The organism is Serratia microhaemolytica, assembly GCF_004011885.1.
Classification (GTDB): Bacteria; Pseudomonadota; Gammaproteobacteria; order Enterobacterales; family Enterobacteriaceae; genus Serratia_G; species Serratia_G microhaemolytica.
Genome location: NZ_ML137212.1, coordinates 1,480 through 2,259, shown reverse-complemented (window position 1 = coordinate 2,259; position 780 = coordinate 1,480). Strand labels below are relative to the sequence as shown.

The following is a 780-nucleotide window of genomic DNA, read 5'->3' as shown; positions in this document are numbered from 1 at the left end:
GTCGAGGCGATGCCGTCGATCAGTACCCCTTGGTAGTAGCGTTCGATCGGGCGTGAGGTTATCTCTGCCAGCGCCATGCGCCGCCGAAGGGCGGCTTCAGCCAGGTTCGGGTGGTAGCTGGCCGGTAGATCGTGCAGGCGCAGCAGTTCGCTCAGCGCAAACAGCGACAGGATCGAGCCGCTGCTTAAGGTCAGCGAGCTGAGCAGGTTATCCAGCAACTCATCGTCGCTCGGTGGGTAGAGTGAGCGGCTGGGGCGTGTCAGGTTGCGCACTGTGATGCCCGGCGGCAGTTCGGCGTGGCAGAGATCACCAATGGTCAGTAGCCCCGGCAGGTCACGCTGTGAGCAGGTCAGTTGCAAAGAGATCACTTCGGTGTCTGGGTGGCGCTGCGGTTCATCAAGGCGGATAAACGAGAGCTGATGCTGAAAGCCGCGTTTGGCCAGCACATGCGCCGGCAGACCAAGCTGGGTATGCAGGCGGTAGTAGTGCTGGTTGCCGTGCTGTTGCTGGTGACGAAAGCCTTCAAATAGGCGGTAGTGACGGGTGCCGAGATCAGGGCGCTGTAGCACTTGGCCTTGCACTTGGTCAATCGAGAACAGGTCATAGGCTTGCGGATGGCGGTAGCTGGGCACCAGCGGGTAGTGGCTCTGCTGGCCTTCAACAATCACCGGTTCGGCGGCGTGTGAGAACAGGTTGATTGCCGGGGTGCAGTGCAGGTGCAGGTGTTCGGTGCGCGGTTGCAGATCCTGCGGCAGTGGGCGCGAGAAGTGAAAGCGCAGT

Annotated in this window: 1 protein-coding gene; it reads right to left on the bottom strand. The window is 61.4% G+C overall.

Features of this window, described 5'->3' with window-relative positions; genetic code table 11:
• Positions 1-780 (bottom strand): type VI secretion system baseplate subunit TssF (locus tag EOJ37_RS01090; RefSeq protein ID WP_162473636.1); only part of this gene is annotated, 780 nt, incomplete at both ends.